The sequence below is a fragment of the Symmachiella macrocystis genome, assembly GCF_007860075.1.
Taxonomy (GTDB): Bacteria; Planctomycetota; Planctomycetia; order Planctomycetales; family Planctomycetaceae; genus Symmachiella; species Symmachiella macrocystis.
Genome location: NZ_SJPP01000002.1, coordinates 528,997 through 555,151 on the forward strand (window position 1 = coordinate 528,997; position 26,155 = coordinate 555,151).

A 26,155-nucleotide genomic window follows, 5' to 3' on the forward strand; every position below is an offset into this window, starting at 1 on the left:
CCGGGTTTCCTCATTCTTTCACGCAAGATCCATCGGAATCGGATGCATGCGAATTCGCACTCACTTCCCTACGCATCACCAACCCATTCGAATCGGGTTGAGTTGCTTCGTCGCCGCGATTTGTCTGGGCTGCAACGGTAACGTAACCGACACCGGTTCCCACACCAACGAGGCGCCGGCCAGTTCGACGAGCACCGCTCCAATCACTCAGACGTTAGAGTTGGCATTGGTCCCCATACAAAATGACCAATCTGCATTTGCTCTACAAGGACTCTCCACGGCCCAGACCGAAAACAGTGCGACAAAGGATTGGCGAGTGCAGTTCAAGGTCTATGTCGGGACAAATATCGCCAGCGATCAACCCGCCATGCTCGGTTCCTATGCCGTTGATCAGCAGCAACTCGTGTTCACTCCCGAATATGGCTTGGAACCAGGGCAAACCTATACGGCAGTGTTTGCGGGTATCAACAACAGCGGCAAACTTCGTCGCACGTTCGAGATGCCCACCGATCAATCCCCCACCAAAACGGCGGTCACAGAAGTCTTCCCCAGCCGGGAACAGCTTCCACAAAACCTGTTAAAGTTTTACCTGCATTTCTCCGCACCGATGCGTGCGGGGGATTCCTATCGTTACATCCATCTCCTCGACGAAAATGGAAAGCCGATCACCGATCCCTTTTTGGAGTTGGATCAAGAACTCTGGGACGATTCCCGGACGCGGTTCACATTGTTGTTTGACCCGGGTCGTATCAAAAAGGGGCTGAAACCGCATGAAGATGTCGGTCCACCGCTGCTGCCGGGACGGCACTATACGCTTGTGATCGATGCGGATTGGTGCGATACACAAGGAAACCCACTCGCCGCGGAATTTCGCAAGCCCTTCGATGTGAGCGATCCTGATGCGACTCAGCCCTCGATTGACGGTTGGCAAATCGAACCGCCGCAGGCGAATACGACACGGCCGCTAGTGATCCGCTTCGATGAATCCTTGGATCGTGCGCTGCTCGAAAGGATCTTCGTTGTCGCCGCCGACAAAGTAGAAGTCGTCGGCAAAATCGATGTCACCGACGCAGAGACCATCTGGCGGTTTTTCCCCGATCAACCCTGGCCGGTCGGAAAATTTGCGGTCATCGTCGAGACAACCCTCGAAGATCTCGCCGGAAATAGCTTAGGACGACCTTTTGAAGTCGACCTTTCCCAAAATCAGCCGGTTTCTGATGGCGAAAAAACGCGAGCATTACTGTTTGAAATCGCCGAAACCCGCGTCAATTAGCGACCTTGCCGCAGCTGGACTTGATTTGGCCTGTTAAGTCGTAGCGGTTGTGTCCGAGATACCGTCTGGGGAAGAACTAGCCCTGCAGGGGGTACGGAAACCATCGAAGTGCATGCATTGCACTTGAAATTGGTGGATTCGTCGGACAGGGTCTGATATAAAAAACTAAGGTAGAGTTAACAGAGATTAGGTAAGTACGGCAAAAGGCGTGTCCTGTCGCCCTCCGGCGGAATAGACTCGTGTCCGAGCTTTCGACGCTGAAGACTGTACAACTAAAACGAATTCTCTCGTAGATTTCCCTGCTGATTGAGGTGCTAACGATGAAGCGGATAGGGTTGAAATGGAGCGCCACACTGGTCTGCTCCGCATGTGTGTTGCTATTAACAGCGTCAGTCGGCAACGCCGGCTTGATTCCATGGGTCTGGAACGGGATTTTTGGCCCGCATTGCCCCAAAAATCGTTGCGCCCCGGCGTGTGCACCTGCGTGTGCCCCCGCATGTAGCCCCAGCTATGCCCCGTCCCCCTGTGGTCCCGGCGGCTGTGGTGTGCAGAGTTCCTACTATGCCCCCAGTGGATGCTCCTCCTGTTGCACATCGGTCTGCGGCGTTAGCTCGTGCGACTCCGGCGGATGCGGTCCCGCAGGCTGTCCGAATGGTGGATGCAGCATTCCTACTCCCGCCACAGCAGAACGCACACCTGAGCCAGACCCGGGCCTCCCCCCGCAAACCTACGGGAATAGCGGCACTGGGACAAAACCGGACGACAATTTTCAACCGACCAAACCACAAGCGGAATCTCCTCCCCCCATGCCGGGCGAAGAAGCGGAAAGCGTCGAAGCCTACAAGCCGGAAGAGCCGATTCCTGGCAAGGATGCAGCTCCGACACCTGAAATCAAAGATGGGGATGCGAATCCTGGCCCCCCCTCCACTAACCCCGCAGAAGCTGGCGACGGTGCTGAAAAAGATGGAGCAAACGCTGGCCCCGATTTGTTCAACGAACTGCACAAGGTGACTTGGCAGCCCACGGTGAAAAACCAACGTCTCACCCGCCGTCCCACCTATGCCAAGGCCCGGGTCATCCGGCGTCCGCGTCAAGCGAAGGGGGAATGGCTCGTCGTGCCTTCCACCGACAATATCGCCAAACGCTAATTGGCAATACCAATTCAAACGCCGCGTGAACCGAAGTTCACGCGGCGTTTTTTTATGCGCTGTGAGGTCGAGGCCCTGCAGACCGAAGCCCCGCCACGCGGCAATACCGCCGCGAATGCTTACCCTTCGATGATTTCGAAAACAGCTTCGACTTCAACAGCAACCCCCGTCGGCAGAGCGGCGAATCCCAGAGCACTGCGGGCGTGGTAGCCGTCCCCTTCTTTGCCGTACAGTTCGTGCAACAGATCCGAGGCACCGTTGATCACCAGATGCTGGTCGGTGAAATCCAACGTCGAATTCACACATCCCAACAATTTGATCACCTTCAAACCATTCAATGTACCGTGGTGGCTGCGCACCGAATTCAGGATTTTGATCGCGCAATCCTTGGCTGCTTCATATCCTTGCTCGACCGTCACTCCGTCCCCTAGCTTGCCCTTCAGGTCACTGACATGGCCGGAGGTCATCAGCAAATTGCCGGTTTGCGCGCAGAGATTCAAATAGCCCGGTGTCACCTCGGAAAACGTGAGTCCCAGTTCCGCTGCCTTTACTTCAACACTCATCGTACTTTGATTCCTTAATCTGTTAATGCAATCGTATATGTCGTTTATGTCGTTCAGGACGCCGATTAGAACCCAGCTGTGCGAAACTGCACCTAGTCGGCCGATAATAGCGTCTTATATCGCCCAAAACCCCGGCCACAATTCCGGTTCAGCCGATTAAATCGACTGCGACGCCAATGTTCAATCCCACACCTATGAATTCCGATACGAAAACTAGCCCCGCGAATGAGATAGGGAAAAACTAATCGACTTACGATGGCGAATTCAACGCAATGTCTGCACGCGTCTCACAACTTCTGCTTGTACTGGCCGGGCTGATCCCCCTCTGCAGTACAGGGTGCGCCACGGTCCATGAATCGCCGTTAGAGGTCAATCTGCGCTCGGTGCCGCCCTGCGCCCACGACAATATCTATCCGATCTTCGTACTTTCGCCCGTCGACGCCTTCGACTTGGCCGGTATGGATCGTTTCGCTGAATACGTAAAATCCTGCGGTTTTCGGAATGTCGAAATTTCCAACTACTACCACGGGGGAGGCTCAGAAGCGCTGGCTGACCGCATCCGTGAGATCAAATGTTGCAACCCCAATGCTCAGGTCATGCTGACCGGGTTCAGTTCCGGCTGCACGATTATCCACAACGCTTTGTGCTCCTTGGAGAAGGAATGCATCGGCGTCGAAGGGGTCTGTTACATCGATAGCTTTATGTTCCGATTGACGATGCGCGATCCACATCCCAACAACGTCGGCCATGTCAGCTTGGTGTACCGTAAGAAAAACCCCGCTCCCACGGGCATTCCTCGCGCCTCGGTGTATTACATCAACACCGACAACCATCTGAAGACTCCCACAGACGCGCGCACCGTGCATGTCGTGATGAGCCATTTGTGCGGCATGACCTGTGAAAGATACTAACCAGCGTTCACGAAAGATCGTGCGCAGTAAAAGTCCACGACAATTCCTCTACGGGACTTGCATCAATCGCTGCTCTCAGATCTTTGTTGTCGGCATAGGCGCGCGCCGCTATCCGCCGGGCTGGGACCGCTAGTGTCAACGGTTGCTTCGTAAGAACATAAGGATCGATCACAATCCGCGCGTCAGCATACGGAATGAACCGCGCGGACTGTCCGTCGCATTGGATTTCAGACGTTTCTGACCGCTCTGCGCAGCACAACCACAAACTCAGCCCGTCGAACAGTCGCAAGAAGCGAACCCCCAATTCGCTCAGATTTGCGAATTCCCGTGCAGTCACATCCTGCAGCGAGACACTTCGCAGTTGTTGTTGAGACTGTTCTTGTTCAGCCAGAAAACGTCGGGCAGCGGAGACATCCGCTGCGTTGTCCGCTCGACTGGAGAGCGAATGCTGGGCCAAGTAGCAAAAGTGGCGGCTGACCCAAATCCCGGCTAAGGGATGCTCAGTCGCGCACGTTTCGATGCTGGATGTCCAGATCCCCGACGCAACGTCCATGGGCATTTCAGTAAAGTCCCGCGGAATGCCATTGGCAGGATCAATTTCCAACCCGGTTTCCCAAGCGCGCCATCCGTCATCGTGCTTCAGAACGGCGTGGAATAACAATTCGCTAATCCCCCAACTACTGGCGATGGAATGTCGCCAAACTTGGGCCAATTCGGCCGCCAACCGCGCATGATCAACCTGGGAAACAATCAACCAGTCCGCGCCCTGTTCTCGACGAATCATCCTGCATCTCCTCCGGCCACGTGCTGGCAACCCATTCCTCAGCGCATCATTCCGGATTCCGCAATGCGATCCATGGACGCGCAAGAAGGGATGCCTGAATCTGACGATAATCATCGGATTCTGTCAAGATTTCTCGCCTTGCTACGAATGATGCGATACGATGCAGAGTGTCTGCGGGACAATTTAAAATTTGGGGGAGGAAGGTTTCCATGACTTGGATGAATGTAATATCACGTCCAGAAACACTTGTGTTCCTGGTGCCGATTACGGCGATCCTGGTGTTTGGCCTCACCGGCCTCGTCAAGATTCTGATCAAACACCGTGAACGCATGGCGATGATCGAACAAGGCATGCATCCTGATGTCGAAGCCCATGAATCGGTCGAGCAGCAGGACGTCATGGTCTGAATCGTTGCAATGGCAGGGATCTGAAAAAAAGTAGACAAATCGAGCGGTTTTGGGCATCCCTCCAGCATGACATATCGATGGTCGATGCCATCGGAACAAAATGGCTATTTTTTCCCACGTGCGGGCATTTTGCACAAAAGGAATCCTCTCGATGCATTCAATTCTGCGATTTCGGGCGTTGACTGCCCTCTCGTTGGCGACCTGCCTTCTCGCTGCCTCGGCTGGTACCGCCGCCGCTCAAGCTGACCCCAAATTGAATTTGGACCATATCCCCGAGCAGGCCGTCGGTGCCGTGTTTCTTTTTCCACAAACACTGGCGGCGAAACCGGAGTTGGAGCTACTGCCGACAGAGGTGATCGCCGCAGCCGGGAAACGGGATTTCGGATTCAATCCCATGGAAATCGAACAGGCAATCGCCCTCATCGCCCCACCCATGGGGGGAAATCCCCCCAGCTGGGGCATCATCCTCCATTTCTCAGCGCCGCAGGGGCTTTCCAAGGATTTAACGCAACGGACTGAGAGGCGCGAAATCGAGGACGTCAAATACTTCGCTGCCAATCGTCCCCGGGAACCAAGTTTTTGCATCTACAAGGAAAAGACGATCCTGATCGCTCCGGAATCGTTTTTGACCCTGATGATTGCTAACCAACCGGCCGATAGCGAGTTGCGAACCTTGCTAGTAAAATCAGCAACGGATGCCGATGCCACGGGAATTCTGGCCGTTGAACCGGTCCGCGACTTGATCAATCAAGCACTGGTCGGAGCCCCGCCCATGCCTCCACCAATTCAGCAGTTGTTCACATTGCCTGATCATTTGGACTCGGTCCACATCGGGCTGAACCTCACTCCCCCCGATGCAACCTATATCCGTATGACTGGCCGCGACGGGATGTCGGCCGAGGCAGTAGAGCGGATTTTCACCGAAGCATTGGCGTTTGTGAAACAAATGCTCATTGCGCAAAGCACCATGAGCATGCGCGTGGGGGAAGGCGCCGTGGCAGAAGCGACTCTCAAATACTTGGCGCGTGCCGGCGACGTGATCGAGAACAAACTGAAACCGGTACGGGAAGGAAACGACGTAACCATCTCGGCCACTTTCAATCCCGCATACTCCTCATCAGCCGTTTTAGCGGGACTATTACTCCCGGCGGTCCAACAGGCCCGCGAAGCAGCCCGCCGCACGCAATCGCGCAACAACATGAAACAACTTGGCTTGGCGATGCACAACTATCACGACGTCTTCACCGCGTTTCCGGCACACGCCAACTACGAGAAGAAGAAACCACTGCTCAGTTGGCGCGTCCATGTATTGCCCTACCTGGGACACCCCGGCTTGTATCAGAAGTTTCACCTCGACGAACCGTGGGATAGCGAACACAACAAAGCCCTGATCAAGGAAATGCCGGCGGTCTACCAAAACCCCAACATGAACAACAAGGATTTCAAAACCAACTACCTATTGATCACTGGCGAGGATGCGGCCTTCTTTGGCGAAGAGGGAATGCAGATTCGCGATTTCACCGACGGAACATCAAATACCATTCTCGCTGTCGAGGCGAACGAGGATCAAGCGGTGATTTGGACCAAACCAGACGATTGGGAATTCGACGAAGAAAACCCTTTCAAAGGTTTGGGGAAACTACGGCAAGGAGGCTTTAATACCCTGTTTGCCGACGGGTCGGTTCAATTTATTAGCATCAACGTCGATGAGGACACGATGCGCGCATTCGTGACACCCGGCGGTGGTGAAGTGATCCAAAGATGACCAATAAATTCATTTCCTGGTGATCCACTAATCCAAGTTATGCGTATGAAATAAGGCGTCTCAGCAATTTCACCCAAGAGGTTTCGCTGGGAAACGAATAGACCGTGGGCGGCATTCGTTTTGTCACGGTGCACCGCATTCAACTTTGCTTTGACTAAAACCTGTTTAAAACCCGGTTGCGTTTGTTCTCAAAAACCTGCAGATCAGTGTCAGCGGGTAGCGCTAGAGGGTTTTGAAACATTTTATAGGGAGTTCATCATGAAATTGTTTCGCCTCAAGGCCGCCGCGACGGCATGCGCCGTTGGCCTCACCCTGTTGCCCGCGATCGCGTACGCCAACGATACCATTGAGCTGCGGTACAAAGCCAAGGTCGGCGAGAAGTCGATTTACCAGAGCTCGCTCACTACAGAGGTCAATCAATCGGTCAACGGACAAGATGTCGACACCACGTTTGAGCAATCCGATGTGACGACCTACACCGTTAAGAAAATTGCCGAAGACGGTACGATCCTCTTCGAGACACAAAACGAACGCCTGAAGGTCGAAGGCGAATTTGCGCCGCAAGTGTCGTTCAAATTCGATTCCCAGGCTGATGACAATGATTCGACTAGCCAAATCGGCGCCGCAGTCACACCGCTGTACGAACGGTTGAGCGGCGCGATCCTGGGAGTGGAAGTCACACCGCTTGGGAAAGTCAAAAAAGTCAACGGTTATGTACAACTGTTGCAAGACGTGCTCAAAGACAATCCTATTGCGCAGCGATTTGCCGGGGGTGGCTCGGAGGAAGCGGTCGTGTCCAATACCCAGGACCTCTTCGTGTTGTTCAAAAAGGAGCCGGTCAAACCAGGCGACGCATGGGATAAGCCATACAAAATCAAAATGCCCGGTCTAGGCGAATTCGATGGCAAGCGGACCTACACCTATGTCGGTCCCGACAAAGTGGGAGAAATCCCTACACTCCGGATCACGATCGATACCGATTTGACCGGTGACCTCGACATCGACATGGGAACATCAAAAGTTACGGGAAAATTCGAAACCGATAGTGCGTCCGGAACCGTTCAATTCGACCCGGCGAGTGGCCGTATTCTTACGATGGATTCAGAACAAACGTTCTCCGGCGCCCTAACAGTCGAAGCTGGCGGAATGACGATTCCTGTCGAATTTAGTCAAACACTCAAGAACTCGCGGAAACTGATCGATAAAATCCCTGAGTAATTTTCCACCAATCCAGGCATGGAGAAAACCATACCCCCCGTCAGATCCGGGGGGTATTTTTGTTATACGGTCAGTTGCCCGCGCATGGTGGTGACCGCGCGGCCGCCCAGTTCTACCCGTTCGCCCGCCAATCGCAACCGCAAAACCCCACCACGTGCCGAAGCTTGATAGGCCAACAATTCCGGTTTACCCAGCTTTGCACTCCAATAGGGCGTCAAGCAACAATGGGCCGAGCCGCAGACCGGATCCTCGTTGACTCCACAATTCGGTGCGAAAAAACGCGACACGAAATCAAATTCACCCGACGCTCAGCGACACGTCACAATCACCCCCCGTGTGGGAATCTCTGATATCAATTGCAGGTCGGGGATCAGCGCCCGTAACGTCTCCTCTGAATCGATCTCGGCCAGCAGATCCATCCGGTTTTTCCCCACATAAATCGGCGTCGCCCCCAAGGCAGCGGCCAACACACTGGGCGTTTCAGTGTCCACCGGCGGCTCTGCGGGAAAATTGAGATTGATCCATTCACCGTCGCGCGAAGCCGTCAACCGCCCGCTATTGGTGTTGAACAACGCCGGCACATCGTTCGCCAAATGCCCCTCGCTCCACAGCACGTGCGCCGTTGCCAACGTCGCATGTCCACACAGGTCCACTTCCATCGTCGGTGTAAACCACCGCAACCGGAAGGCATCCTCCTCGCGATAAGCATACGCAGTCTCGGACAGATTCATTTCACTCGCCACACGCTGCATCCACTCCGCATCACGAGGCTCAGGTAAAACACAAACCGCTGCCGGGTTTCCAGCAAAAGGTTGATCGGTAAACGCGTCGACAATGATGATTTCTTGGGACATGGCGTCTCGGCACAACGGATCGTAGAAAAGGGAGGAATAGCGATGGGGCTGGGAATCGGTTACGATTGACTTCAGCTTGATTCCTAGCAAACACAGGTGAATTTGAACATGGCTGCCATCGATTTTCGGGAGAGATTATTGACCGGCCTTGGCGGCGAGTGGCCACAGCCGGAAAGGCTGAATGTCAAACTTCGCGAAACGATCCCGCAGGATGGCTACACGATCCATTCCGTGTTCTATGACAGCCAACCGGAAGATCAGGTTCCCGCCTTCTTGTTAATTCCCGACCAAACCAACGCCGATCACCCCGCTCCCGCCGTGGCCGTTTGGCATCAACATGCCGGGCAGTATCATCTCGGCAAGAGCGAACCGGCGGGGCTGGCGGGAAACCCCATGCACCACACCGGTGCGGCCCTCGCCCGTGCGGGTTACGTCGTACTCTGTCCCGATGCTCTCTGCTTCGAGGAACGCCGGGACCCCACCGGTAAATTGAAAGACGGCCAATTCGAACGCTTCGAATTTTTGCGATACGTCGTCGACGGAAAATGCATGGCTTGGAAAAGCATCCTCGACATGAAACGGGCGATCGACTTTCTCGTCAGCCACCCGGAAGTCAATACGGACAAGATCGGCTGTTACGGGCATTCGATGGGTTCCACGCACACTTGGCTGGTCGGGCCGTGGGAAGAACGGATCAAATGCCTAGTGGCTAATTGCTGCTTGCCCACATACGCCGGAATTCATCGCGAACATATGCTCCACTGCTTTCCCAACTTCGTACCCGGCATTCATCAATACGGCGACACGCCCGACATCGCCGCCCTCATCGCGCCGCGACCGCTGCACATGAACTTCGGCGAACACGATTCCGGCAGCCCCATCGACGAAGTCCGCCGCGGCATCCAAACCATCACCGCCGCCTATCAAGGCATGCACGCTGCAGACAAGTTTTCTTACTACATCGAAGAAGGTTCAGGCCACGTGCTCTCCGATGAAATGTGGGCCCGCACCAAAGCCTGGTTTGACAAGCATTTAACAGCCTAAGCAAAACAAAAATAAAGCGTGCGGCAACGAGCGCATGCCCCTCACCACAGCCCAAAACACAACGACAGCCACGAGATTGAGGAACCATACCATGCCGCAGACAATTAAGATCGGTCAAATCGGCACCGGACACGCCCATGCCTCGGGAAAAATTGAATCGCTCAAGCGTTCCAAAGATTATGAAATCGTGGGCGTCGTCGAACCCGATGAACAGCGGCGGCGCGAAATGGAGAAATCCGCCGCCTATCGAGATGTCCCTTGGCTCACCGAGGAACAACTCCTCAATGTCGACGGCTTGAAAGCGGTCGCCATCGAAACCAAGGTTAAAGACTTACTCGACACGGGGGCGCGGGCCGTTGCTGCCGGAAAACATATTCATTTGGACAAACCAGCCGGTGAGAATTTACCGCAATTCAAACAACTGCTTGACGATGCCACGCGGCAGCATTTGACCGTGCAGATGGGCTACATGTATCGCTACAACCCGGGATTTCAATTCATCTTCAAAGCAGTCCGCGACGGTTGGCTGGGGGACATATTTTCGTTGCATACAGTGATGAGCAAAACCATGTCGCTGGAAGCGCGACGCTCGCTGTTGCAATATTCCGGCGGCACGATGTTTGAACTCGGCTGCCACATTATCGATGCCGCTGTGATTGTGATGGGCAAACCGGACCGCGTTGTTCCCTTTGCCCGGCACTCGGCACGATACGACGACGGCCTGTTGGACAATCAATTGGCGGTCTTCGAATACGCTCGTGCCACGGTCACGGTGCGGAGTGCCCTGATGGAGGTCGACGGGTTTCGACGGCGGCAATTTGTCGTCAGCGGCGACGGAGGCACTGCCGACCTGCGACCGTTAGAACCGCCCAAACTGAAGGCCGCATTCTCGCGACCACGCGGACCCTATAAGAAAGGGTACCAAGACATTCCGCTGGAAGATCTCCCACGGTATGACGCCGATTTCGCGGACTTGGCACAAGTCATCCGGGGCGAAAAGGAATTCGAGTTCACCCCCCAACACGATTTGGCTGTGCAAGAATCCATTTTGCTCGCCTGTGGCTTGCCGACCGATGGGTAGACATGCCGGGGACCGGTGAATTATCGTGGTCTGAGATGCTCGCGGCTCCGTTGAGAAATCACACCGGCTAACGCTCGCATCAGAGACGGTCATCAACAATCGCATCATTTACAACGGTGAAACGCGGACATGGACGCATTGGCTTACAACAAGGAATTGATCCGTTTTGAATCGACGAGTCCGCTCTCGAATGTGGAAGTGTCAAATTATTGTGAGGACAAGTTAAAAGCGTTGGGCTTCGACATCGAGCGAATCGAATACGATGATGCCAACGGCGTTCGCAAAGCCAACGTCATAGCCAAAAAAGGAAACGGCACCGGTGGCGTGGCTTATTTTTGCCATACCGATGTGGTCCCCGCTGATACCTGGAGGATCAAAGAGCACGGCCCGTTCGAGCCGGCGGTCGAAGGGGACAAACTCTACGGTCGCGGCAGTTGCGACATGAAAGGCTCACTGTCGTGCGCCCTGGCCGCAGCCGAGCGTTTTTCCGCAGACGAATTGAAGCAACCGTTTTACATCACCTGCACCGCCGATGAAGAAGTCGGTTATATCGGCGCCAAACAGGTCGCCCAGAAATCAAAACTCTATCGCGAGATGGTCGAGGGCGATGCCCGCGGGATCATCGGCGAACCGACCATGCTGGAGGTCGTCTATGCTCACAAAGGCACGACCGGGTTTTCCGCCGTTTCACAGGGCCGCGCCGCCCACTCCAGCACCGACAAAGGACTGAACGCCAACTTAGCCATGATTCCTTTTTTGGCCGAGATGAAGGCGATTCACGATGAAACCCTCCAAGACCCCGCTTGGCGCGATGAACGGTTCAATCCGCCGACAATCAGTTGGAATATCGGCATCAATGACCACACGACGGCAATCAACATCACGCCGCCGCAATCGGTCTGCACCGTCTATTTTCGAGTGATGCCCAACATGGACGCGCAAATTCTCGTCGACCGCGCCCGCAAAGTCGCTGAGAAGTGCGGTTTGGAATTCCAAGCACACGGCAACGGTGCGCCGTTGTACGTCGATCCCCATTCTGATTTCGTCAACGAGTTTTTGGACATCACTGGAAAAACCGAAGCCCAAACGGTCACCTATGGAACCGACGGTGCCATGTTTAGTGACTTAAAGCGGAAGGTCGTTTACGGCCCCGGCGACATCGCCCAAGCCCACACTGACGACGAATGGATCACGTTGGAACAGTTGGAGCAGGGGACCGAGATGTTCGAAAAACTAATCCGCCGCTGGTGCACCTAAAGCCACTGGCCTCAGTGCGTCGCGACGCAGCTTTCGATGTAGAACCACCAACGGCCCCAACGGAAAACCGCTGATGGCCATCAACTATCGTGCGAAAACCCTCAACCCGGCCCTCTCCCAGGGGGAGAAGGAGGTTGTTTTTTAGGTATGTTAGTGGGTGGAGGAGATGGCGATGTTGGTGGGGCGGTGATTTCTTCACATGCGGCGATCAGGTCGTGGGCTGCGGCTTCTAGTTTGTCTAATTGTCCCTCGCGAATTTTGGGCATTTGCAGACGGTTGGGCCAAACGTGCGGGTGTGGGTCGTCGTGGCAGATCCCGTACCACAAATTGGTGACGATGATCGCATAAAACCCGTTGCGGACTTGCGCAAAGGCTGTGCGGGCTTGCTGCGGGACGAGGGGCATCTTGGACAAGACCGTTCCATGCAATAGGCGCTGACGGTTCATCAATCGGTCCGCTTTGCGGGCCAACTCGAGCACATGGGCCTGAGCCTCGCGAAACATCATGGATTGAGGCGGTCGGGCAGGGGGTTCATCGTACTCGACTGGAAACTGCACACGCACGGCTTCGGTGAATTCTAATACGCTCAGTGCGATCGGCTGCAATTCCTCTGCGGGAATAAACTGAATGCGATTCAAACGTGGCGATTTCGGCCGCACCCGTACCACCGCTGCCGCAAGACTGGCGCTCGAAATCACCAACCACGGCACAAAACAACAGGGAAGCCCTGTGCAAATCATCCAACCTGTGTTGCCCAACTGCAAAGCTTGGTACACGGTGAAAAGCCAAAACCAGGTCGTCAGACAGCACGCCGCCAACAGTACCATCGTCAACACGGGGCGCATTGCCGCGGACTTGCAGTACGATCCCAGCCACAAGGCAACGCTACTCAACCCGGTCGAAATAACGATCGACACCAATAACATCAACGCAATCGTCAGCAGATCGATCCCCGGCAATAGATATGTCACCACAATAAACGGGCCTAAGGCGGCGAAGTACAGCCCCATATGCAGTGCGGCGCACCAGAATTTGCCGATCGTGATCCGGTCCGAAGGGATCCGCGTCAGAACCAAGGTCTCCATCGTGCTACCGGCGAACTCATGCGCCAAGCTGTCTAACGCGCGGAGCGGCACCGCAAAGTTCAAAGCAATCACCAAACAACCATACAGCATGAAAAACAGAGCGGCGGCGTGGATCTGTCCCGTATGGCCGTAGCCAAACGGCACGAATTTCAAAACAACCTCCGGCGCCACTAGCGCCGTGATGCTGATGCCCCAAGCAGCGGTCAGCAGCACAAAAAAGATGACCACGAATTGCCGGCTTTTCCACAGTTGCCGCAATTCCTTCACCAAGATCGGATTCAGCGCATCATTCCACCGCTGCAACCGCGGACTGCGATTGTCAGACAACAATGGAAATGGTGTGGCCGGATCCGACATTTCGATCATTCCAATCACTGTGGTCCATCATCCGGATCGTTCATATTCAATGCATCCGATTCGGGTCGTTCTGAGAAAATCCCCGCTTCTTCCAGCTCCGGCGGTTCGTCACGGTTCAACAACTCCCGAAGTCGAAGAACTGCCAGTTTCAATGTCCGCAAATCATCGGGGCCAATCGTATAGACGAGGTATTCCTCGGTGAGCGGAATTTCATCGGCATCCGCCACGCATAACTCACTCCAACCGAAGCGGTGTAACACCATGTTTTGCACAGTGCAAATCATCTCCAACGGTTCCGCCGCCCCTTTGATGGTCAGATATCGATAACGCCCCAGATGCCCGAACAGCCGTTGACGGGGATTTAACAACCGTTCCATCCGCACAACGACCGGCACCATCGATTGCACCGCCTCGGGCGTGATGGGAACTTTCTTAAGTTGACGCAGCGTGTACGACTCCGGTCGTAGCGGAACATGTTGCTCGATCGCCGTAGCGAGATTTTCCGCAGCCTGCACGATCGCCGGCAGGTCTTCCTGTCCGACATAAGTCCGCACCAACCCCATAGTCGGCGGACGCAAGCTGCCCAACGTCACCGCCGCAAAAAACAGACCGGGAAATCCCACAAACCCAATCAGAAAACAGGCCATGCCACACAGATTGACGCCCGCGCCGGATAACGCAATGGATGCAGTAAGTTCCGACAAGAAGATAGCAGCGATGGTGGAACCACCTAACAACAGCAGCATATTCACAATCTGCCAATGCAGCTTCGTCGCCAGCGCACCCAACATCAGACCAAATATTGACAACGTAGTGGCTGTGGCTGAAATGACAATCAGTGCCCCGGCAATGTCAAACACGCTTAAGCCACGGAGCATATAGGTCATCGAAATGAACGGTGCAAACGCTGCGACAAACAATCCGATCAGGACGAGCGCCGAACTGAATTTCCCCCAAAAGATCTGCGAGTCGGATAGCGAGCTAACGGCCAGCATCTCAAACGTGTGACGTTCGCGCTCGGCGGTCATGCTGCGGAAACTGATGTAGGGCACGACGTAAAACAACGCAGCACCGAGCACCAACAACAAGGGCTTGAGAAGTTTGGGGCCGAGAATACTCTCCGGATGCGCCGGTTCGATCACAACCGACATGGCCACAAACCAGGCGACCACCAACGCCGCAAAGAACGGGATCGTCACCAAATGGGTTTTGAAGACCTGCCGCGTCTCCTTCACCAAAATTGGGTTCAATCCATCGGCCCAATCTTCAGCCCAACGATCCACTGCCTTAGCGCTCAGCATGTGACGCGTTTCTCCCAGTCCACCCCATCAAATCTGGTCGCAACCAATCAACGTAATTTGCTACTCGCGATTGCCTGGTTTGGGAACCCGTTTTCCACCCCCACGACGGCGACCCCGCTTTTTCTTGGTCTGCGATTTGACTTGCCCCTCTGCCACCTTTTCGTCCGCCGTCAGCGGTTGTCCGAGCTGTTGCTTGAGTTGCAAAATCCGATCACGCAGTTCAGCGGCCCGTTCGAATTGCAAATCTTCAGCCGCCGCCAGCATCTCCGCTTCCAATTCTTGGACGAACTCCATAGTGACGTACTGTTGTTCATCCCCAATTCCCGCTGCCGCCTGCTCCACTTGCCGCGCTTCGATATCTTCCTCAATCCCGCGAGAAATCGCCTTGCGAATCGTTTCGGGCGTAACCCCATGCTCCGCATTATACGCCAATTGCAATTCGCGACGGCGATTCGTTTCATCAATCGCCCGCTGCATGCTATTGGTCACGCGATCCGCATACAAATACACCTCAGCATTCACATTCCGTGCCGTCCGCCCGATGGTTTGAATCAGACTTGTTTCACTACGCAAAAAGCCTTCTTTGTCCGCATCCAGAATGGCGACTAAGGAGACTTCCGGCAAGTCCAAACCTTCCCGCAACAAGTTAATGCCAATCAACGCATCGAATTTGTGTTCTCGCAATTCGCGAAGAATCTCCACACGTTCAATCGCGTCCAATTCCGAATGCAGCCACTTGCAACGAATCCCCTGCTCGGACAAATAACGCGTCAGTTCCTCCGACAATCGCTTAGTGAGCGTCGTGACCAAGACCCGTTCCTGGACCTCGGCTCGTTTGCGAATTTGTTCCATCAAATGCGGGACCTGGCCGCGGGCAGGAACGATGTGGATCACGGGATCGACGAGACCGGTCGGGCGAATCACCTGTTCGACAAATTCACCGCCGGTCTGTTCCAATTCCCAGTCGCCGGGGGTCGCCGACACATACACAATTTGATTCAGCCGCTCGCGCCATTCGTCAAACTTCAAGGGCCGATTGTCGAGTGCTGAAGGCAGGCGGAACCCATGTTCGACGAGCGTCGTCTTTCGCGAATGATCGCCGGCAAACATGGCACGGACTTGCGGCGAAGTGGCGTGCGATTCGTCGATGAACGCCAGAAAGTCGTCCGGGAAAAAGTCCATCAGCGTATCGGGCGGCGATCCGGGGGGACGACCTGATAACGGCTGGCTGTAATTTTCGATGCCGGGACAATAACCGACCTCTTGCATCATTTCCAAATCAAATCGCGTCCGCGCCGCTAACCGTTGCGCTTCCAGCAATTTGCCCGCTTCTCGCAATTCTTGCAACCGCCCATTCAACTCGTCTTCGATCGCCTTGATGGCCGCCGTAATCCGTTCCTGCGGCATGACAAAATGCTTGGCGGGGTAGATGTATGCGTCTTCCAGCACGCGGGCTTCTTGTCCGGTCAGCGGGTTGATGATCGACAGTTTTTCGATTTCATCGCCCCACAGTTCAATGCGGTAGGCATACTCCTCATACGCCGGCCAGCACTCCACCACGTCACCCCGCACGCGGACGGTGCCCCGCTGAAAACTGATGTCGTTGCGATCGTATTGGATGTCAATCAGCTTCAGCAGCATCTCATCGCGGTCGATTTCGTCCCCCACCCGCAACGGCAACATCATCTCCAAATAGTCTTTGGGGGACCCCAAGCCGTAGATACAACTCACGCTCGCCACGACAATCACGTCGCGGCGACTGACCAACGAACTGGTCGCCTGCAGCCGCAAACGATCGATCTCTTCGTTAATCGACGCATCTTTTTCGATGTAGATGTCGCGCTGCGGAATATATGCTTCGGGCTGATAATAATCGTAATAGCTGACAAAATACGACACGGCGTTGTGCGGAAAGAACGCCTTGAACTCCGAATACAACTGCGCCGCCAAGGTCTTATTGTGCGACAGCACCAGCGCCGGCCGCTGCATTTGTTGGATCACATTGGCCATTGTGAAGGTCTTGCCCGAGCCGGTGACCCCTAACAGCACCTGTTCCTTCTGTCCCGCTTGAATCCCTTTGACCAGCGCCTCAATCGCTGCTGGCTGGTCGCCGCCGGGCTGAAATTCACTCTGTAACTGAAACTCAGGCATGTTGAAATCCGTAACACAATAGTCACCAGCTATCGCCCCGCCACCGACGGAGCACTCAACGAACAGTATACGGGGTCCCTGACAGAATTGTGAGTCAAACCAGATAACCCATTGCCGCAACACGGTTTATGAAGGGCGCGCCGGCGGACTACACGCTCACGATCGAGACAGTGCCAATTGGATTTGACATCGTCTGACGTTTCGGTAGAATTGAACCAGTGCAACTGAGACTCATTCTCAATCCATGTTGACTGCATGGGATCGACCGATATGACTAATTGGGCTGCCAAAGCGACTCTCTCCGCAGTGAAAACCTCTGCCGTCGTGGAAAAGACCACTGCGAGCGGCTGTAGCACCGATGTGATTTGCCGCTGTCTGGGCGTCTCGTCCGAAGAAATTGATTCAGCGGTTAGCGTTTTCAACGCCGAATCAGTCCAGGATTTGAAGCAACAAACCGGAGCGGGCAGCGGCTGCACCGCGTGCCACCTCGTGCTCAAGCAAATCCTCGCCGCCCGCCGCGAGCAATTCGAAAACAGCCTCTAACGTTCGTCGCTTACGTAGGGTCCGCTGTGCGGACCGCGGTTCCAGCGGCGAGCATCTCGCAGACGGCACTCTGCCCCATGGCTTAATCTGTCGTTTGTGCTGGCATCACTTGGCATATTTCAGGCGGAAACGGTACGTGGCAAGGCCCGCATAGCGGACCCCACACGCACATCATAACCGCCGCGATTACCCTTCTTCGCTTTCGCCCAGTTGCGATTGCAGGTAATTCTCGATGCCGATTGTGCCGATGATCTCGAGTTGAGTTTCCAGCCAATCGACGTGCTCTTCGGACTCGACCAAGATCTTCTCGACCAAATCCCGCGTGCCGCCATCTTTGAGCTGAATGCACAAGTCTACCGCATCGTTGTAAGCATCCACGCCGCTGGTTTCCAATTTGAGATCATGCTCAAACTGCTCTTTGACGTTCTCGCCCACGCGAATCACGTCATAACGCGCGATCTCGGGAACGCCTTCCAGGAAGAGAATCCGGTCGATCAGCAACTCCGCGTGCTTCATCTCGCCCATCGACTCTTCGTAGTGCTTGGCGCCCAATTTATTGAAGCCCCAATTCATGCACATCTTGGCCTGAATGAAGTACTGATTAATCGCCGTCAGTTCGATCGTCAGTCCGGCATTGAGTGCGTCGATAATTTTTTGATTGCCTTGCATCGCTCGGTTCCCGTTCTCGCGTTTGATTTTAATGTTTGTGCAGTGAATTTTGTCGAGGGCAGCGCCGTTCGACAGTTTCTGTTTGCTTGCACAAATGCTAATCGCGAGTCGTGGACATACAAGTGAAACAGGGGCGAATTTCGTGGGGAATCCACGGATTGACACGGTTTCTCGCCAACGACTGTCCTGCGCGCCCAGTGGTTGAAAACCGTTCTCACTCAGGCGGGGGAAGCGGCGCCTCGCCCGACTCAGTCACGGCCGGAAGCTCAGCAGACGCTGAGTCAGCAATTTCAGCGGTCTCCATCGGGGCATTTGTTTCGGATTCAGCTGGCGGCGGACGGTTGGGGTCGGGAGGCATGACCCAGATTTCGCCGCTTTCGTCCTCTTGCACCGCACGGAAATAATAGTTGCGCAGCAATTCTAAAATGGCCAAGAAGATCCCCACGATCTTGCTCTTGGAATTGCTCCCCTCGAAAAATGCGCTGAAGGCAACACGCTGGTCCTGCTTGACCCGTTTGCCCACGCGATCAATATAGACCGAAATCGGCGTGTCGTCGTAGACGATGCTTTTCTGTTCTTCCGGATCGATCTGACGCACGATTCGCGAGAACGCGCTCACCAAGTCCCACAGTTCCACATCCTTAATATGATCCTGCCGCGCCCCTTTTCCGCCTGCGGGACGCTCATCGCTGAGCCGTGGATAACGTTGCTGCCACAGCGCTGCTTGGTCTTCGAGAAGCTTAGCGGCATCCTTGAATTTCTTATACTCCAGCAGTTGCCGCACCAATTCACTGCGGGGGTCTTCGGTGACGTCAACTTCGGGGGCCTCTTCTTCCTCAGGCCGCGGTAGCACCATACGGCTTTTGATTTCGACGAGCGTACTGGCCAGCACCACAAATTCGCCGACCAAGTCAAAATCGATCAGCTCCAGAACTTCAAGAAACTCACCAAATTGCGCGGTGATTTTTGCGATCGGTAAATCCGTAACGTCCACCTCATGACGCCGTACCAAGTACAGCAACAAGTCAATGGGGCCGGTATAGGTTGTGAGTTCGACGCGGTAATCCATATCAGTTTTGAGATCCGCCAGCAGTCATCGCCGTTGCGCATCATGCGCGCACCAGTCTCATAACGAGTATCGTCGTTATAACCCGCACAGGTTGAATCGGGTCGTGAAATTGCGAAAGTCGGCTTGAGGCATGAGGGGACGAGCCTGAGAAGTGGAGTGCCGACCCTGATTGCATCCTGCGTGTATTGATTGCGTCGTTGCCCAGGCGAGCCTCATACCGGCGGAAATCCGCCGCCGCGCTGGTGATTGTTGAGGGCGATTGCTATTCTCAAAACAAACAATTTTCCCGACACAAAACGCATCTCAAAAATCAATTATGCCCACATTCAATACTCAGCAGTTGGAAGAAATCACTCGGCGTATCTTAGAAGGCGCCGGGGCTTCGGCCGAAGAAGCTCAAACCGTCGCCGTGGAATTGGCGGGGGCCAACCTCGTCGGCCACGACAGCCACGGCATCATGCGGCTCAAACAATATGTCGACTACATCGAGCAGAAGCATATTCGCCCCGGTGCACCGGTCAAACTCGATGTCGATACCCCCACGCTGGCCGTACTCGATGGCGGAGGAAATTTTGGGCAGGTGGTCGCCACCAAGGCGCTACAAATCGCCACGACGCGTGCTCGCGTGGCGGGGTCCTGCACCGTCCTGTGCCGCGAATGCAATCACATCGGCCGCCTCGGCTCCTACACTTATCAGGCGGCGCTCCAAGGCTTCTTCACCGTGATGGCCGTCAATGCTCCCGGTCCGGGCGGCGTCGTCCCTTGGGGTGGGTTGGATCGCAAACTGGGCACCAATCCCATCTCGATGGCAGCGCCCTGGAACGATGAAGCGATCGTGCTGGACATGACCACCTCCGCCACGGCCGAGGGCAAGGTGCGCGTCGCCCTGCAAAAAGGGGAGTCGATTCCCGATGGTTGGGTCATCGACAATGCCGGGAATCCGACAAACAACCCCGCCGATTTGTATGGCGACCCCGACAAGGGAATCGCACCGGGCGCCATTCTTCCGCTCGGAGGGCCCTTAGGATTCAAGGGTTATGGAATGAGCGTAATGTTGGACATTGTCTGTGGCATTCTTTCAGGAGCGGGGATCGCCCGGACCGATGTCCCCCCCGGCACCAACGGCGTTTGGATGTACCTGATCGATGTCGAGAAGCTGATGTCTGCCGAACAATACGCCACAGTCATGGACCAATACGTCGATTACATCAAAAGCAGCCGTAAAATCCCCGGTGTTGACGAAATCCTGATGCCGGGTGAAATCGAACTCCGCCGCCAAGCCGAGCGCCGCCGCGATGGTATCGCCATCCCCGATTTGACCTGGCAACAAACCCTAGACCAAGCCACAAGAGTCGGAGCCACGCTAGACGGAATTTGAGTGTCTCGCGCACATTAGCCCCCCCCTCTCACTCTGCGAGCGGACCGGGGAAAGGGTTTTCGCCCAACAAATGCCTGTCACCAGCGTCGCACAAACTCTCTCACCCCCCCAGCGACCACCGGGAGCGGCCCATGCCCACCGTGCGGAAGCACGAACCAAGCGGCCATGCCGCATTAGATTTGGTAGTCGGGTAGGTTGGGGTCGGCTTGTTGCTGCGGTGGGTTTCGATTCTGCCATTTCACGAACAGCCAGTTCACGACAATGCCCCAGAGTACGGGCAGGACGAGACAGGCGAGTGTGAAGAGGAGTTTTTCAACCACAACGAATTCCAGGTACGGATTAAATAAGGCGCAGTAACGCGACGGGATAATAAGATGCAGAGGATGGGCCTAGCAATTTCTGCCAGCACAACCGGCTGTTTCGCCTACTCTCGCTTCGGGGGACGAAGCATCAGCGATTCGGTGGCATCCGTGGGCGATTTGCCTTCAAACAGGACTTGATAAACCTCGTTGGCAATTGGCATATCCACATCGCGTTGATCCGACAGTTCATACACACTGCGTGTGGTCCAGACGCCTTCCGCGACAGATTTCATGTCGGCTTGGATCTGCTCTAACGTTTCCCCTTTGCCGAGTCGCTCGCCGACTTCGCGATTCCGTCCGTAAGGACTGACGCAGGTTGTGACCAAATCGCCGATTCCGGCGAGGCCGGAAAACGTGGAGGCTTCAGCTCCCATGGCGGTGCCAAAACGGGTCATTTCGACCAATCCCCGCGTGATCAATCCCGCCTTGGCATTGTCCCCAAAACCGAGGCCATCACAGATACCGGCGGCGATGGCCACAATGTTTTTGAGCGCCGCAGCCATCTCCACACCGATGATGTCCAAATTCGTATAAACTCGAAACCGATCGGTGGTGAATATGTCCTGTACACGTTTGGCCAAAGACAAATCGCCACTAGCCGCTACAACGCTGGCTGGTAGCCGTCGCGAGATTTCTTCAGCATGACTGGGCCCCCCCAGAGCCACGACGCCGCGATGCCCCAAGATCTCGCTAATGATTTCACTAGGCCGAAGAAAGGTTTCGTTCTCGATCCCCTTGATCACGCTGACCATCGGACGATCGGCTGTCAGCAGCGGTGCCCAATCCGTGAGGGCCTCCCGCAAGAAAGCCGTAGGAACTGCGGCAACCAGAATATCCGCACCCTCAATGGCAGCGGCCACGTCGGCGGTGATGGCGACTGATGCGGGGATTTTGACGCCGGGAAGTAGTCGTTCGTTTTGGCGCGATTGTGCCATAATCGCCGCATGCTCGGGATTACGGGTCCAGAGGGCGACCTCTTGTTCCGGATTTTCGGACAATAGGATCGCACACGCGGTTCCCATCGCTCCGCCGCCTAGAACAGTTACTTTATTACCCATGGTTGTCCGATTCTAAAGATGGAGCCACATTGTTTTTCGGGTTCGTTTCAGGAACGCCGTTACTCGGTAATTGGCGGCCGGTCAGGCGCCTCTCGGAAACAGCCTCAAAAGTCCAAATGATGAGCTCCGACCTTGTCCTGATCACCATCTTGTTGAGCTGCAACGCGACCGAATGTTCGCGGGCCAATACCAATTCCCATTGTAGCCGAACCCACTGACGACAAATGACGCGGCGCAGTCGACGATTATCACGCCGATTTTACGATGTTTTCATTGTCGGAGCGAGATATCCGAAAATTCCGTTTGCCCGACGCCATTTTGAAGACTACGGTTGACTACAAGCATCGTCCTCGCGGGAGCATCTTAATGCAACAGACCAGCGAACAGAACCCAACTTTCGTCGATCGCCGGAGCAATTCCGACGGGTCACAACCCGGCAATGAACGACGCCAATTCTCCAGTTCCCACCAGACATTACGTCCGGAAGTCATCGAACTCGCCGAAGCGGTCGACCAATACAAATTGCGTCACCGACGGCGGTTTATCACATTCGAGGAACTGTACGATGTGATGGCGGAACTGGGATACCACAGGTAGCCCACGGACGTGTAACATCTGTTCCTGATGGCGATTGCCTTTTCGATTCGAATGACACATGCCCCTATGAGGTGACCATGCGTTGCGCCGCACTTTTCGTCACGGCCCTATTGTTGTGTGGGATCACCGTAGTAGGATTCGCTTTCGATAGCAGTGCAGTCATGGCTGCAATTTCAGCATGGGTGGTTCTCGTCGGGACCGCGGGAATCATAACCGTGCTCTGGAAACGACGGCCTCAGCCGGTTCCTGTGAAATCGCGCAAACGGCTAGACGTGCCCCGACGGGTTCGGTAACGAATACCGACGATTAAACCAATTCGCTCAACGGCGTGCCGCTGTCCAGCAGATATTGCGGGCGGCCGGTGGGATCATCGACCGTTACACCGGCCGCGTTGATACCCAAGTTCCGGTAGAGCGTGGCAAAGACATCTTTGAATTGCACCGGGCGGGAAATCGCAGTTGCCGCTTGGCGGTCCGTGATACCAACCGTCTGTCCGGTCCGCATCCCGCCACCGGCCAGTAATCCCATGCCTACGCGCGGCCAATGGTGGCGTCCAGCCGTTTTCGTATCAATCCGCGGTGTGCGTCCAAACTCGCCCCAGGCGACAATGGAAACGTCGTCGAACATCCCCCGTTCGCGCAAGTCTGTCACCAGCGCATCCAGCCCGTGGTCGATCATCGGCAGAACATTCCGCAACCGGCTAAAATTGTTGCGATGTGTGTCGAAGTCACTAAACGAGACGCTCACGCAGCGAACCCCCGCCTCAATCAATCGCAGCGCCAACAGCAATTTGTAGGTGGCCTCCGGTCCGTCGCTATATTTTGAACGCTCTCCCTCTGTCTTGGCGGAAAACTGATACCGCCGCAGCGTAGCCGGGTCGACCTTCTCCAAATCCAACGCATCGGCCAATGCCCCCGACGTGAGGATATTAACGGCCTGTTGTGTGAAACGGTCCATCGCATCCATCATGCCGCTGGAATCGACGTCACGACGGATGCGATCCAAGCCTGACAACAACTGCGTACGGTCGGTCAGCCGCCGCGCGGACAATTTTTGGTTGAGCACCAAACTCGTCGCATGCCCCGTTCCTAAGCGGGCCAACTCACCTTTCATTCCCGGTTCGAGTTTCCGCGTGAACAGGTGGGAAATGTCGGGCCGAAAGGGTTGATAGGCCGGTCCCAGAAATCCGGGGCGGGCGCTATTGCGAACCAGCGGGCGCCCCTGCATCAAATCGACGAACGTCGGCGCAGCTTGTCCAGCGGTGGCATACAGTTTCGAAAGCACAGCTCCCATCGCCGGGCGTCCGCCGATCGAAGACAGGTCTTTGGCATTAAATCCCGATTGGCATTGAAATGCATCATGCCTCCCGGCCGAGCCGACCAAGGAACGGATGAATGCAAATTCATTAGCGTTCGCAGCCAGTTTGGGCAGCAGTTCGCTAATTTGGATTCCCGCAACCGCCGTGGAGATCGGTGAAAATTCGCCGCGAATCTCAACCGGGGCATCCGGTTTGAGATCAATCATATCCATCTGCGGCGGCCCCCCGTCGAGATGGATGTTGATCACCGCTTTATTGGACGAACCAATTCCCGCCGCTGCCTCGGCACGCAGCAAGTCCGGCAGCGTCAGCCCGGCGGCGCCCAACGCACCGATCGTGAGGAACCCACGACGAGAAACGCCGTCGCAGTGCTTCGTTTTGTTGCCCTGAATTGTCAGCATATGTCAATCGTCCTTCAGCCCCTCAGATTTTGCAAGGGGGAGAGCGGCAAACGATGGCCCGTTAAAGCAATCCCTCAAGCGGCTGGGCATGATAAATCTGATGCGGCCGGCCGTCGAGGTCGGTCCAACTGGCAGAGGAGGGGATGCCCAACGTGTCGTATATTGTTGCGGCAAAGTTTTCCGTCGTTTGCCGACCGGAAAGCGGGTAGGCCGCCAGCGCGTCGGTCTTGCCGATAACCTTTCCCCCTGGGACACCTGCACCGGCGAACAACACCGAATTGACCGGATCCCAATGGTCGCGCCCCGCATCTTTGTTGATCTTCGGCGTCCGCCCAAATTCGCCTCCGACAATCAGCAGCGTCTCTTCCGACAGGCCGCTTTCAAACAGATCGTCCATCAGCGCCGAAACAGCCCGATCCATCGGGGGGAGCAGATTGTTTTTAAGATTCGCAAAATTGCCGTAGTGTGTATCCCAGGAAGAATTTTTTCCCAGATTAACTTGCACATAATTCACCCCCGCTTGGGAGAGTCGAAACGCCATCAAACAGGACAGACCGAATTTGTTTTTTCCATAACGCTCCACAAGTTTCGGATCGGCGTTCTCCACATCGAAGGCCTCTTTCGTCGTCGGATCGGCCAAGACCGAAACCGCCTGTTCACGAAATCTCGCATGCTGCTCAACACGGGCCACTTGCTGCATGTGCTCCCGTTGATGCTCGATCCCTGCCAACAAGCTCAAACGCTCTGATAACCGCCCATTGCCGCCGTTGGGCAATTTGAGGTGCGGCGTGTCAAAGATCGTTGGTGAGCCATGCTGAAACGGTGAGCCGTCAAAGCGAAAACAGTCCGGGCAAGCGCCATTTCCCAACGGACACTTCGCGGCAATGTCGACGTGCCATGCTTCCCAGCGCGGTCCCAACCGTCCAGCATACTGCCCGGGTCGAAAGCGGCCGATCTCGTTAACGCTCGGTTGCGGCAGCACAACCGCCGGCGGCAAATTATTTCGGCCCCGCGTTGCATACGTCACCAGCGAGGGAATCGACGGCCATTCGTTGGGACTGGGAGCATCGTTGACGTTGAAAGCCGGCGGTAAATCCAAGCGTCCGGTGAGCATCATGTGACAAGCCAGTTCGTGGCCATTGCTGCCGGTGGCGAGTGTCCGCAGAATCGCGTATTTGTCCGTTCGTTGCGCCAACAACGGCAGATGCTCACAGATTTGCAGTCCCGGTGTCCGCGTGGCGACCGGTTGAAATTCGCCCCGAACATCCACCGGCGCAGACGGCTTCATATCAAAGCTGTCCTGCTGCGAAATCCCGCCAGTCAGAAACACAAAGATCACAGACTTTCGCCGCGTGGCAACCTGGGGAGCGGCGATAGCAGATGTGGGGAGTAACGATGCTGTTCCCAGCCCAAGAGCGCCGGCCTGCAACACATCTCGGCGAGAGATTCCCGGCGGCAACTTCAACGTTTCGGTCCGTGGGCCCGTCATAGATCCCCCCGATCACATTGCTCAAATCATGGCAATTCCGCAGCGCAGTCGACGGCACCCGATCCAGGATGA

The 26,155-nt window shown here is 55.4% G+C and carries 23 protein-coding genes and 1 pseudogene; 12 read left to right on the plus strand and 12 right to left on the minus strand.

Annotated features, from left to right (window positions below; genetic code table 11):
- Positions 1-46 precede the first annotated feature (46 nt).
- Together CA54_RS20090 and CA54_RS20095 are read left to right on the plus strand one after the other, a co-directional pair.
- Positions 47-1,273: a hypothetical protein gene (locus CA54_RS20090; RefSeq protein WP_146372774.1), complete on the plus strand. Its 1,227-nt coding sequence runs from the start codon at positions 47-49 to the stop codon at positions 1,271-1,273.
- An 806-nt stretch (positions 1,274-2,079) separates the two neighbouring features.
- Positions 2,080-2,421, plus strand: a complete 342-nt coding sequence (locus CA54_RS20095) for a hypothetical protein (protein ID WP_146372775.1) — start codon at positions 2,080-2,082, stop codon at positions 2,419-2,421.
- Between the two features lie 119 nt (positions 2,422-2,540).
- On the opposite strand, the gene CA54_RS20100 is transcribed toward CA54_RS20095, so the two are convergent.
- The gene (locus CA54_RS20100; protein ID WP_146372776.1) at positions 2,541-2,984 is read right to left on the minus strand and encodes a RidA family protein; all 444 of its coding nucleotides are present in this window, start codon (positions 2,982-2,984) and stop codon (positions 2,541-2,543) included.
- 272 nt (positions 2,985-3,256) lie between these two features.
- Here CA54_RS20100 and CA54_RS20105 point away from each other — a divergent pair, with 272 nt between their 5' ends.
- The gene (locus CA54_RS20105; protein WP_146372777.1) at positions 3,257-3,895 is read left to right on the plus strand and encodes a hypothetical protein; all 639 of its coding nucleotides are present in this window, start codon (positions 3,257-3,259) and stop codon (positions 3,893-3,895) included.
- A 7-nt stretch (positions 3,896-3,902) separates the two neighbouring features.
- Here CA54_RS20105 and CA54_RS20110 read toward each other — a convergent pair whose 3' ends face one another.
- The gene (locus tag CA54_RS20110) at positions 3,903-4,679 is read right to left on the minus strand and encodes a DUF3891 family protein (protein ID WP_197532654.1); all 777 of its coding nucleotides are present in this window, start codon (positions 4,677-4,679) and stop codon (positions 3,903-3,905) included.
- 209 nt (positions 4,680-4,888) lie between these two features.
- Here CA54_RS20110 and CA54_RS20115 point away from each other — a divergent pair, with 209 nt between their 5' ends.
- The 3 genes from CA54_RS20115 (at position 4,889) to CA54_RS20125 (ending at position 8,069) form a co-directional block, all read left to right on the plus strand.
- Positions 4,889-5,086 carry a hypothetical protein gene (locus tag CA54_RS20115; protein WP_146372779.1) on the plus strand — a complete coding sequence of 66 codons (198 nt, stop codon included), beginning with the start codon at positions 4,889-4,891 and terminating at the stop codon, positions 5,084-5,086.
- 151 nt (positions 5,087-5,237) lie between these two features.
- Positions 5,238-6,851, plus strand: coding sequence for a DUF1559 domain-containing protein (locus CA54_RS20120; protein WP_197532655.1), 1,614 nt, complete (start codon positions 5,238-5,240; stop codon positions 6,849-6,851).
- Between the two features lie 258 nt (positions 6,852-7,109).
- Positions 7,110-8,069, plus strand: a complete 960-nt coding sequence (locus tag CA54_RS20125; protein ID WP_146372781.1) for a DUF6263 family protein — start codon at positions 7,110-7,112, stop codon at positions 8,067-8,069.
- 62 nt (positions 8,070-8,131) lie between these two features.
- Here CA54_RS20125 and CA54_RS20130 read toward each other — a convergent pair.
- Positions 8,132-8,923, minus strand: a pseudogene (locus tag CA54_RS20130) (PhzF family phenazine biosynthesis protein).
- A 108-nt stretch (positions 8,924-9,031) separates the two neighbouring features.
- Between CA54_RS20130 and CA54_RS20135 the strand changes: the two are divergent.
- The 3 genes from CA54_RS20135 to CA54_RS20145 all read left to right on the plus strand — a co-directional run bounded on the left by CA54_RS20135 (position 9,032) and on the right by CA54_RS20145 (position 12,305).
- Positions 9,032-9,967, plus strand: coding sequence for a dienelactone hydrolase family protein (locus CA54_RS20135; RefSeq protein WP_146372782.1), 936 nt, complete (start codon positions 9,032-9,034; stop codon positions 9,965-9,967).
- Between the two features lie 91 nt (positions 9,968-10,058).
- On the plus strand, positions 10,059-11,048 hold the full coding sequence (locus tag CA54_RS20140) for a Gfo/Idh/MocA family protein (RefSeq protein WP_146372783.1): 990 nt from the start codon (positions 10,059-10,061) through the stop codon (positions 11,046-11,048).
- Between the two features lie 129 nt (positions 11,049-11,177).
- Positions 11,178-12,305, plus strand: coding sequence for a M20 family metallopeptidase (locus CA54_RS20145; RefSeq protein ID WP_146372784.1), 1,128 nt, complete (start codon positions 11,178-11,180; stop codon positions 12,303-12,305).
- A gap of 101 nt (positions 12,306-12,406) precedes the next feature.
- Here the strand turns inward: CA54_RS20145 and CA54_RS20150 are convergent, their stop codons facing one another.
- Genes CA54_RS20150 through uvrB form a run of 3 tightly spaced genes read right to left on the minus strand, consistent with a single transcriptional unit; the run spans position 12,407 to position 17,199 of the window.
- Positions 12,407-13,747 (minus strand): ABC transporter permease, encoded by a 1,341-nt coding sequence (locus CA54_RS20150; protein ID WP_146372785.1) that lies wholly within the window; start codon positions 13,745-13,747, stop codon positions 12,407-12,409.
- Positions 13,748-13,761: 14 nt separating this feature from the next.
- A complete protein-coding gene (locus tag CA54_RS20155) occupies positions 13,762-15,048 on the minus strand; it encodes an ABC transporter permease (protein WP_146372786.1) in 1,287 nt (428 codons plus the stop codon).
- 60 nt (positions 15,049-15,108) lie between these two features.
- Positions 15,109-17,199 carry an excinuclease ABC subunit UvrB gene (gene uvrB / locus CA54_RS20160; protein ID WP_146372787.1) on the minus strand — a complete coding sequence of 697 codons (2,091 nt, stop codon included), beginning with the start codon at positions 17,197-17,199 and terminating at the stop codon, positions 15,109-15,111.
- Between the two features lie 270 nt (positions 17,200-17,469).
- Between uvrB and CA54_RS20165 the strand changes: the two genes are divergently transcribed.
- On the plus strand, positions 17,470-17,742 hold the full coding sequence (locus CA54_RS20165; protein ID WP_197532658.1) for a (2Fe-2S)-binding protein: 273 nt from the start codon (positions 17,470-17,472) through the stop codon (positions 17,740-17,742).
- Between the two features lie 186 nt (positions 17,743-17,928).
- Here CA54_RS20165 and bfr read toward each other — a convergent pair whose 3' ends face one another.
- Positions 17,929-18,411, minus strand: a complete 483-nt coding sequence (gene bfr / locus CA54_RS20170; protein WP_146372789.1) for a bacterioferritin — start codon at positions 18,409-18,411, stop codon at positions 17,929-17,931.
- Positions 18,412-18,625: 214 nt separating this feature from the next.
- Positions 18,626-19,480 carry a segregation and condensation protein A gene (locus tag CA54_RS20175; protein WP_146372790.1) on the minus strand — a complete coding sequence of 285 codons (855 nt, stop codon included), beginning with the start codon at positions 19,478-19,480 and terminating at the stop codon, positions 18,626-18,628.
- Between the two features lie 316 nt (positions 19,481-19,796).
- On the opposite strand from CA54_RS20175, the gene CA54_RS20180 reads away from it, so the two are divergent.
- Positions 19,797-20,858: an Ldh family oxidoreductase gene (locus tag CA54_RS20180; RefSeq protein WP_146372791.1), complete on the plus strand. Its 1,062-nt coding sequence runs from the start codon at positions 19,797-19,799 to the stop codon at positions 20,856-20,858.
- 173 nt (positions 20,859-21,031) lie between these two features.
- On the opposite strand, the gene CA54_RS29535 is transcribed toward CA54_RS20180, so the two are convergent.
- Both CA54_RS29535 and CA54_RS20185 read right to left on the minus strand, forming a co-directional pair.
- Positions 21,032-21,178 (minus strand): hypothetical protein, encoded by a 147-nt coding sequence (locus CA54_RS29535; RefSeq protein WP_197532659.1) that lies wholly within the window; start codon positions 21,176-21,178, stop codon positions 21,032-21,034.
- Between the two features lie 104 nt (positions 21,179-21,282).
- Positions 21,283-22,278: an NAD(P)H-dependent glycerol-3-phosphate dehydrogenase gene (locus CA54_RS20185; protein WP_146372792.1), complete on the minus strand. Its 996-nt coding sequence runs from the start codon at positions 22,276-22,278 to the stop codon at positions 21,283-21,285.
- Between the two features lie 366 nt (positions 22,279-22,644).
- Between CA54_RS20185 and CA54_RS20190 the strand changes: the two genes are divergently transcribed.
- On the plus strand, positions 22,645-22,875 hold the full coding sequence (locus CA54_RS20190) for a hypothetical protein (protein ID WP_146372793.1): 231 nt from the start codon (positions 22,645-22,647) through the stop codon (positions 22,873-22,875).
- Between the two features lie 306 nt (positions 22,876-23,181).
- On the opposite strand, the gene CA54_RS20195 is transcribed toward CA54_RS20190, so the two are convergent.
- Together CA54_RS20195 and CA54_RS20200 are read right to left on the minus strand one after the other, a co-directional pair.
- Positions 23,182-24,594 carry a DUF1501 domain-containing protein gene (locus tag CA54_RS20195; RefSeq protein ID WP_146372794.1) on the minus strand — a complete coding sequence of 471 codons (1,413 nt, stop codon included), beginning with the start codon at positions 24,592-24,594 and terminating at the stop codon, positions 23,182-23,184.
- A 61-nt stretch (positions 24,595-24,655) separates the two neighbouring features.
- Positions 24,656-26,083: a DUF1501 domain-containing protein gene (locus tag CA54_RS20200; protein WP_146372795.1), complete on the minus strand. Its 1,428-nt coding sequence runs from the start codon at positions 26,081-26,083 to the stop codon at positions 24,656-24,658.
- Positions 26,084-26,155 lie beyond the last annotated feature (72 nt).